General features: G+C 41.5%; 10 protein-coding genes. 6 read left to right on the forward strand and 4 right to left on the reverse strand.

The genetic code is table 11. The features are described from left to right. Nucleotides 1-21 precede the first annotated feature (21 nt). Both CCY97_RS04900 and gatB read right to left on the reverse strand, forming a co-directional pair. Nucleotides 22-1,155 (reverse strand): glycosyltransferase, encoded by a 1,134-nt coding sequence (locus tag CCY97_RS04900; RefSeq protein WP_258456996.1) that lies wholly within the window; start codon nt 1,153-1,155, stop codon nt 22-24. Next, nucleotides 1,152-2,591 (reverse strand): Asp-tRNA(Asn)/Glu-tRNA(Gln) amidotransferase subunit GatB, encoded by a 1,440-nt coding sequence (gene gatB / locus CCY97_RS04905; RefSeq protein ID WP_112064369.1) that lies wholly within the window; start codon nt 2,589-2,591, stop codon nt 1,152-1,154. Before gatB ends, CCY97_RS04900 begins: the two co-directional genes overlap by 4 nt. A 116-nt stretch (nt 2,592-2,707) precedes the next feature. Here gatB and CCY97_RS04910 point away from each other — a divergent pair, with 116 nt between their 5' ends. From CCY97_RS04910 to CCY97_RS04930, 6 genes are all read left to right on the forward strand, one after another. Continuing rightward, nucleotides 2,708-3,685, forward strand: coding sequence for an autotransporter outer membrane beta-barrel domain-containing protein (locus CCY97_RS04910; protein WP_112064370.1), 978 nt, complete (start codon nt 2,708-2,710; stop codon nt 3,683-3,685). A gap of 16 nt (nt 3,686-3,701) precedes the next feature. After that, the gene (locus tag CCY97_RS04915) at nt 3,702-4,043 is read left to right on the forward strand and encodes a glycosyltransferase (protein WP_112064371.1); all 342 of its coding nucleotides are present in this window, start codon (nt 3,702-3,704) and stop codon (nt 4,041-4,043) included. A gap of 2 nt (nt 4,044-4,045) precedes the next feature. Then, a complete protein-coding gene (locus CCY97_RS04920) occupies nt 4,046-4,783 on the forward strand; it encodes a glycosyltransferase (protein WP_258457002.1) in 738 nt (245 codons plus the stop codon). A 45-nt stretch (nt 4,784-4,828) separates the two neighbouring features. After that, nucleotides 4,829-5,149, forward strand: coding sequence for a glycosyltransferase (locus tag CCY97_RS08500; protein WP_258456999.1), 321 nt, complete (start codon nt 4,829-4,831; stop codon nt 5,147-5,149). Then, a complete protein-coding gene (locus tag CCY97_RS04925; RefSeq protein WP_258457001.1) occupies nt 5,055-5,813 on the forward strand; it encodes a glycosyltransferase in 759 nt (252 codons plus the stop codon). The genes CCY97_RS08500 and CCY97_RS04925 overlap by 95 nt, the downstream gene beginning before the upstream one ends. Nucleotides 5,814-6,092: 279 nt before the next feature. After that, the gene (locus tag CCY97_RS04930) at nt 6,093-6,911 is read left to right on the forward strand and encodes a hypothetical protein (RefSeq protein ID WP_146744504.1); all 819 of its coding nucleotides are present in this window, start codon (nt 6,093-6,095) and stop codon (nt 6,909-6,911) included. A 15-nt stretch (nt 6,912-6,926) separates the two neighbouring features. Here CCY97_RS04930 and CCY97_RS04935 read toward each other — a convergent pair whose 3' ends face one another. Both CCY97_RS04935 and CCY97_RS04940 read right to left on the reverse strand, forming a co-directional pair. Then, complete coding sequence (locus tag CCY97_RS04935) at nt 6,927-7,616, reverse strand: C39 family peptidase (protein WP_112064374.1); 690 nt, start codon at nt 7,614-7,616, stop codon at nt 6,927-6,929. After that, nucleotides 7,617-8,495 carry a hypothetical protein gene (locus tag CCY97_RS04940; RefSeq protein ID WP_112064375.1) on the reverse strand — a complete coding sequence of 293 codons (879 nt, stop codon included), beginning with the start codon at nt 8,493-8,495 and terminating at the stop codon, nt 7,617-7,619. Between the last annotated feature and the right edge of the window lie 22 nt (nt 8,496-8,517).

The following is an 8,517-nucleotide window of genomic DNA, read 5'->3' on the forward strand; positions in this document are numbered from 1 at the left end:
CGTTGGGGGAATTCCAAAGGTTTAGCTCATGGCCAAGTCATAGAGTATTGTCTCTAGCGCTTTGGCACTTTTTGTAAGGTCAAATTGCTCGCTTTGCTTGAGTGCTTGGGATTGTAGATTGTTTCTGAGCTCAGAATCACAGAGTATTTTTTGCATACATTCACTGAGGTCTTTGGCGTCTTGGTTTTTGAAATACAGAGCGCTGGATGAGAGAATCTCTTTACTTGTAGGTATGTCACTGCTAATAATTGCCTTGCCTAAAGCCGCACTTTCAAGCAGTACCATAGGACAGCCTTCAAAGTGGCTAGAGAGGATTTTGCAATCGCATGCTTTGATGTATGGGTATGGATTTTTTACAAAACCTAGAAATTTGATATTCTTTAATCCATTGGTCTTGATAAACAGATCCAGTTCGTTTTTATACCGCTTTCCTTCTCCCAGAAGCCAAATCTCATAGCCACCTACACCCTTGTCTTGGAGTATCTTGTGTGCTTTAAGAAATGTGGCTAGTCCCTTTTGGTAAGTGATCCTGCCTACTTGCAAAAACACGAATTTATCTTTGGGTATTTCTATTCTTTCTTGTGTTTTTTGTAACAGCATATTTTTATTGAGTGGATTATAGATGACTTCTATGCGCTTTGATTCTAGTTCTGGATAAAGCCTCAGTAGAGAATCTTTTGCATAGTGTGAGACGCAGATAATGCAATCCATAGCCATATAGGCCTTTGCTTCTCTCTCATCTCGTATGCCATTGCGTATTTCATAAAGCGAAGTGTGTATATATGAGATTTTCTTGCCACTTTTTAATTGCGAGATATAAATGCTGCTAATGCCTTCCAAAAAGCCAATTACCACATCATAAGTTTTTGTAATGAAGTGGTTAATCAGGGCAGGGTTATTGAGTACGCGTCTTTTCCAGAATTTGTTCAAAAATCTCACTTTGCCAAAAATATGGGGGAATGTAAGAACTTTATGCAAGTGTTCTTGTACAAATGGTAGATAGGCATCTTGCTTCTTTTTTTCAATCAAAAAGAGATCTATGTTGGTCTTGGGATTGATAAGGGTTTGTTGGGTGTCCCAGTATTGTATGAAGTCAATCAATACTCTTTCTGCGCCGCCTCCGCCAATACCTAAATTACAGATAAGAATATTCACTGCAGTTTTTCTTTTAAGAGTTCATTCACGCGCGTGGGATTTGCTCCTTTTGAGTGCTTCATCACTTGACCAACAAAGAAGCCAAAAAGTTTGTCTTTGCCTGCTTTGTATTCTGCTACCTTATCGGAGTTTGCACTGATAACAGAATCTATCGCGCTAAGAAGTGCATTGTCATCATTGACTTGCAATAATCCCATAGTTTCTATCAATCTATCGACATCACCACCTTTTTGCTCTACTAATACATCAAGGATTTCTTTCGCGCTTTTGCCGCTTATGACACCGCTTGTAACCCGCGCTACCAATATGCTGAGATTTTGGGAATCTATCCCGCAGGTTTTGAGAGTATTTTCGCCTTTCAGTCTGCCTAAAAGTTCGTTTGTCAGCCAAATTTGTGCTTGCTTAGGATTTATGCCTGATTCCAACATGCATTCAAAAAACTCCGCTAATTCCACTTCACTCACAAGCACTTTTGCGTCATTTTCTTTCAGTCCTAGTGTTTGTGTGTAGCGCATAAGTTTTTCATCAGGCATTTCTGGAATGTTTGTAGCCTCATTCATAAGTTTTTCATCGATAAACACAGGCAATAAATCAGGTTCTGGGAAATAGCGATAATCTGCGGCCTCCTCTTTGCTACGCATAGAGCGTGTGATTGCTTGTGTGATGTCAAAGAGCCTTGTTTCTTGCACTACTTGGCTTGTGTATTTGCCATCTTGCCAAGCTTCTATTTGGCGGGAAACTTCATATTCAATTGCCTTTTGGATGAATTTGAAGGAATTGAGATTTTTTATCTCTACACGCGTATAGAATCTGGAATCTCCTTTTGGACGGATAGACACATTCGCATCGCAGCGGAAGCTTCCCTCTTGCATATTCGCATCGCTTATCTTTAAGAAGCGCACAATGGAATGCAGCTTTTTAAGATAGGCAATAGCCTCTGTGGAATCTCTCATATCAGGCTCGCTTACGATTTCAAGCAATGGTGTGCAGGCGCGATTGAGATCGACTTTTGAGACCGTATCTTCGTGGATGTTTTTCCCCGCATCCTCCTCCAAATGCGCGCGTGTGATGCCTATTGTTTTTTTCCTCCCATCAATCTCTATCTCTAGATTCCCACGTCCAACAATTGGAATCTCATACTGGCTTATTTGGTAGGCTTTAGGCAGGTCTGGATAGAAGTAGTTCTTGCGTGCAAAGATAGAGTTTTGGTTGATTGTGGCATTGACAGCAGTGCCAAAAGATATGGCTTTTTTGACTGCTTCTTTATTGAGCACGGGCAATGCACCCGGTAAGCCCAAGCAGGTAGGGCAGACGTTTTTGTTTGGCTCATCCCCAAAGCTTGTGGCGCAGGAGCAGAAAATCTTGGTTTTTGTATTGAGCTGGACATGCACTTCAAGTCCGATGATGGTTTCAAAATCTGATTCATAAGCGCTCATAGAAATCCTTGCAGATAAGGTGGGGCTGGGATTATAACAAAAGATGGCTTTGTGTATGAGTTGGGATTCTCTGAAACGCTGAGTATAATTTTGTCTTTTTGGTTAGAGGAGAAGTTTTGCTCTTAGAATCTTTGCTGCTCACACCTTATCACCAACTCTATTTGGAAGCTAACACTATGGCAAAACGTCTTGGTGAAGTGCGTGAAGCCAATGACAATGATGGCATGTGGCTAAGGATAGCTACAGATGCAATCACAAACAATCAAGATTTTTATGTATCAAATTTCAGAGTGCAAGGGGGCTTTGATAAGCTGACTTGGCATGAGGATACAAGCACTTACCTAGGCTTTGTGGGGAGTTTTATGTCTGGATCTGCTGGCAAGAGTATGAGTGCAAGAAATGATGGAATCTCTCTTGGGTTTTATCGTGCAAGTCTTTTTGCAGACAGCCATTTGGATATTGTGGGCAGATATATCTATTCATACAACCAATACACTGCAAATACACCAGAGTTTTCTGGGAAGCGCGATACAAAAACGCACTCAGGATATATGAGCGCTGAGTATGGACGCAGATTTAGCTTTGTGTATAAAAAGGAGTTTTATATACAGCCACAAGCACAAGCAATCCTAGGCTATGTCAGCTCTCAGAACTTCAGATTTGATAATCCAACAGCAGCATTGCATCTTGTGAGCCACCCGCGTTTTGTAAGCATCCTTGGAATCGGCCTTGATATATCAAGCATGTTTGCTCTTGCTAAAGTTCGCGGGTATTGGCGTGTGGGCGGAAGTGTGCTCAAAGATCTTGGGATAGGAAAGGTGAGTGTGCGTGATGATTTTGCTCATACATCTACAGAGAATAATCTTAGATTGGATTTCCATACTCTTATCAATATGAGTTTTGACATAGAGGTAGCAAGCGATACAAGAATCTATCTTGGCTTTGAGAAAAGTTTCTTTGGCAGTTATAATGTGGATTATGCCCTGAGTGTTGGTGTGCGCCATAATTTCGGCAATCCAACACAAAAAACCTTTTACCCAAAATTTTTAGACCAGCAGTATTTGGAATATCCGGGCATACAACGTATCTATTAAGCTATAAGGAGGGGATATGCACTTGCCAAAACTCGCACTTATTGTGCCTTGCTACAACGAGGAAGAGATTATAAAACAGGCCTATATGAAGCTGAATGCAAAAATGCAACGCCTAATAGACAGCAAGAAAATCAGCCAAGAAAGCTTTGTGTGCTTTGTCGATGATGGCAGTAGGGATAAGACTTGGGGGATATTACACCAGATGATAAGCAAAACTCCTAGCTCTAAAATTCCTAACTCCAAAATCCCTAACTCTATGGATTTCCAAATCTTGCCACTAGATTCTATCCCCCCCCCATTATTTGCAGGCCAAAAACACCTCCATTACGACCACATCCATTACGCCCACATAATGTAGCGCTGAGACTTTCTGCGAATAGAGGCCATCAGAATGCACTTATAGCAGGCTTAGAGTTTGTTTATAACAAATGTGATTGCGCTATTAGCATAGATTGCGATTTGCAGCAAGATGAAGAAAAGATCGATGAATTTGTCCAAAAATTCGTCTCAGGCGCTGATATTGTCTTTGGGATTCGTACAAGCAGAGATAGCGATGTGCTGTTAAAGAAATACACTGCATTGGGATTCTATAAGTTTATGAATCTCATGGGAGTGGATATTATCAAAAACCACGCAGACTATAGGCTTTTGAGCAATAGAGCCATAGGCATACTCAAGCAATACAATGAAAGCAATCTCTTTCTGCGAGCTCTTATTGTGCAGATGGGCTTTAAGCAGGAGAAAGTCTATTTTGATGTCAAAGAGCGCGAGTTGGGTCATTCGAAATATCCACTGCGTAAAATGCTCTCTTTTGCATGGAATGGGATCACAAGCTTCTCAATCGTGCCATTACGAATGGTCAGCGTGCTAGGCATGGCGCTGTTTTTGCTCTCAGTCTTTTATGGCATGTATGTTTTTTATATCAAGGTTTTTACTGACAAAGCCATTGATGGCTGGGCTTCTATGGTGATTTTTATGTGCTTTTTTAGCGGTATCCAATTACTAAGCTTAGGTGTGATTGGCGAGTATATAGGAAAGATTTATATCGAATCCAAAAAGCGCCCTCGATACTCCTTGCAGGAGTATATAGAAGGCTAAGCATCACAGAGTAGAAGTTGTATAATTGCTCCTTAAAGGACTTGTATGGAAAATTTGAATAAGAATCCCAAACTTTTTGTGGTTGTGCCTTGTTATAACGAGGAGGAAGTAATAGCACAGAGTTTTGAAATCTTGCACAAGAAGCTCTCTTGTATGATAGAGCGCCAGATTATCGCACAAGATTCTGCGCTTGTATTTGTCGATGATGGGAGCAAGGATAAAACATGGCAGATATTAAAGAATCTGACACATTCTTGCCCCCCCCCCCATTTTGAGGCCAAAGATAATCGCACTCAGACTTTCTCGCAACCAAGGACACCAAAATGCCCTTTTAGCAGGGCTAGAGTATGCCAAGCACAGATGTGATTGTGCTATTAGCATAGATTGTGATTTGCAAGATGATATTAATACTCTTGAGGAGTTTGTCTATAAGTTCCAATCTGGCGCAGAAGTAGTCTATGGCGTAAGAAAGGCGCGTGATAAGGATAGCTTTTTTAAGCGCAATAGCGCGCTTGGATTTTATAAGCTCATGAGTATCTTGGGTGTCAAGATAGTATCCAATCACGCAGACTATAGGCTTTTGAGCGCAAGGGCTATTAGCGCATTGTTAGAGTTCAAAGAGGCCAATCTCTTTTTGCGCGGGATAGTCCCTCTGCTTGGCTTTAAGAGTGATAAGGTCTATTATGATAGGCTCAAGCGCGAATTAGGAGATTCGAAATATCCACTGCGTAAAATGCTCTCTTTTGCATGGAATGGGATCACAAGCTTCTCAATCGTGCCATTACGAATGGTCAGCGTGCTTGGAGTTGTGTTTTTCTTGCTGTCTTTGTGCTTGGGGCTTTATGCGATGTATGTGAAGCTTTTCACCTCAGATGTCGTGTATGGCTGGGCTTCGACAATTATTCTTTTTAGCTTTTTTAGCGGCATCCAATTACTAAGCTTAGGTGTGATTGGCGAGTATATAGGAAAGATTTATATCGAATCCAAAAAGCGCCCTCGATATTTTCTGCAAGAATGTATAGAAGGGTAGTCTAGGATGATTGCTGCTGCATTGTTTGCAGGAGATTGGACAATCAGCTTGTCAGAATCTGCTGTGCCATAAATTCATCCTAGAGACTTTTTGCAAAGTCACTAGAAAGTTTGTCTTTGAGTTGGTGGTGGGGTTTGAAGCGATTTTGTTTTTGAGATGAGGCGATAGCCCTTTGTGTTGGGGCTTTTTGGCTAAAATAATGGCACAAAAATTCCGGAGGTGTGAATGTTCAGAGATTTGTTTAAGCAAAAGAGCAGAAAGTGTGTATTGGCAGTCGCAATGCTTCTTATACCAGGTGCAAAAGCGCTTGAAACCTCAATAGGCAAGGTATATGCGGACTTTGGCGTAGGCTTTGGCACCTATGTTTATGCAGAGCCTAATGTTATGGATATAAAAAGCACGCCCATATTGTTTAATACCTCTCTTACTCGTGAGGGCGAGAGAATCTTTCATAAAATCTATGCAGATGTCTCATATGGCATTGGCGGGCGCTATAACGGCGCATTGATGGATCTATCCTCTGGCAAGAGCACAGCTTTTAAGAGCGATAGCAGCGACATCTTTTATAATCTCTCTTATGTGGCCGGCTGGCGCTTTAAAGGCACACAGTCTTACAAACACCGAATCTCCCTTGGTATCGGACACCGCTATTTGATCAACAATATCAAAGGTCTAGGTTCTTATACACGTGAGCAGACCTATCTTTATGTGCCTCTTGGCTATGAGGGAGAGTATTTTTTCAATGCGCATAAAAGTCTTATCTTTGGCATTAGCTTTAATACACTAGTCCAAGGACATAATATAAGCCATATAAGCAAAATTGGCTTTCTCAGAGATGCGAAGTTCTACCAAAAAGAAGGCTCTGGTAGTAGTTTGTATCTTGGTATGAAATACGACCTTAAGAAATACTATGTGTTTTCAAAACTCGTCTGTGAGCTTTGGGGGCTAGATTCTTCCTCTATTGATGTGGTAGAGCATAGCGCTGAGGTAAATAACATAAATCCTCCTGACAAGTACAAAGGCACGAAATTTTTCTCATTAATTGAGCCAGCCAACGTCACAGCATATTTGTATCTTAATGTAGGGATAGGATTTTAGGCTCTTTTGGAGTGTCTAAGGCCTTGTTGTAGGTCTTTGTCTTATTGTTGTGTTGTTTATTACTTCTTGTAGCGATGGTGTGGTTTTGAGATTCTCCATAAAGCTTTGATTGATTTGGCTCTCTTGCTTTGGCAAGATGGCCAGTACTTTCCCCGGGAGGCTTAAATCATCTCGTTGGTAAAACATCTCGATAAATTTTGCAATGTTTATTTTGAGATTCCCAAAGCTTGGGTCTGCAAGATACACATACTGCTCATCACTTCCTTTATAGACACTGAAATGCTCTATATCACGTACATTCACATAGATAATCACAGGGGACTTGAGCTTAGAGAGAGTAGCAAAGTCTAGGGCCAGACCCATGGCTTTATACCCCAAGAGCTCAGCAAAGCGTGTAAGGTCAAGAAAGCTTAAGCGCGCAATATTTTTATCCTCTTGCTCTTTGGGCTCTAAGTCAATGCCCTTTTCTTGTATGCTCCACTGTAAAATATCAAGCTCACTCACATCCTCCCCATAATAAAACTTCAAAATACTTGCAAGAGAGGCTGCTCCACAGCTATAGTCATATTGTTGGCGCACGAGATTTGTATCTCGTATCTCTAGCCAAGAGCGCGTTGGCACTTCTATGCTGATGTATTTGTTTTGGACTTGCATATTTGAGGCTAAAGCAGCTTGCGTTAGCAGCACACAAAGTAGCTTTTTCATCTAGATTCTATAAGAGATGCTAAGCGAGATTGTATTGCTTGTATAAAGACTTGTATCGAGCTTCTCTACATCGCCAAAGACAATAAGCCTATGTTTTAGCTCATAAGCTACACCAAAGGTATAGCTGACAGTTGAGCCTTGCATATTGAGCGCAGTTTTGTTCAAGAAGTCTTTGGATTGGTATTGGTAGCGCACGCCAAAGTGAAGCGATACATAGGGATTGACTGCGAAATATATCGTGGGGCTGAGTGTGAATATCTCGCCATTATCTAGTATGTAGCCAAAAGCGCGCTTAGGTGTATTGAGCCGAAAGCCCGCTTGGAGCAAGAACACAATGGGATCGCTTGTGTAGTAGCTTGTCGCAAAGAACGAATAGCTCTTGAAGTATTGTAGGCTTTTAAAAGTCCTTGTGAAGTAGGTCTTATCCATAGCATCTGCGCTTACACCTAGCATAAGAGCGGGGTATTTACCCTCTTTTTTGGCAAGAAAGAGTGTCCCAAGATTGAGCGAGCTAAAGTCCATTCTATTGTGTGTGGAGAAAGTGCCATTGGTATCAAGCTTTGAGTGCTGGTAGAAGCCACTGAGTGTGCTAAATACTTCCAGACGAGAGGAGATTCCATACCGTGCATAAAGCGAGAGGTTGAGATAGTCCTCGTTTGTGTTTTGGTAGCCAAGCAGCGGGATATTGACAAATCCCATGTTGTTAGGGAGGGCATAGGGCAGAGCATTGAGTGTGTAGGATTTGTTATGGATATTGATATAAGAAAATGTGCTGATAAGCTTGAGTTGCTTGTCTTGTGCAAGCATCTCATCTATGCTTATGGACTTCGCCCCAAGAGAGCTTACCAATACAAGTACACAAGAGCGTTTAGAATCCAATTCCCACCTCTAGCATAGCGCT

Origin of the sequence: Helicobacter sp. 10-6591, assembly GCF_003288805.1 — a bacterium.
Lineage (GTDB): Bacteria > Campylobacterota > Campylobacteria > Campylobacterales > Helicobacteraceae > Helicobacter_F.

Bases quoted from the DNA above. Each gene is read 5' to 3' on its own strand.
- gatB (WP_112064369.1), bottom strand. From the start codon at position 2,591: ATGAGCGCTTATGAATCAGATTTTGAAACCATCATCGGACTTGAAGTG.
- CCY97_RS04915 (WP_112064371.1), top strand. From the start codon at position 3,702: ATGCACTTGCCAAAACTCGCACTTATTGTGCCTTGCTACAACGAGGAA.
- CCY97_RS08500 (WP_258456999.1), top strand. From the start codon at position 4,829: ATGGAAAATTTGAATAAGAATCCCAAACTTTTTGTGGTTGTGCCTTGT.
- CCY97_RS04930 (WP_146744504.1), top strand. From the start codon at position 6,093: ATGCTTCTTATACCAGGTGCAAAAGCGCTTGAAACCTCAATAGGCAAG.
- CCY97_RS04935 (WP_112064374.1), bottom strand. From the start codon at position 7,616: ATGAAAAAGCTACTTTGTGTGCTGCTAACGCAAGCTGCTTTAGCCTCA.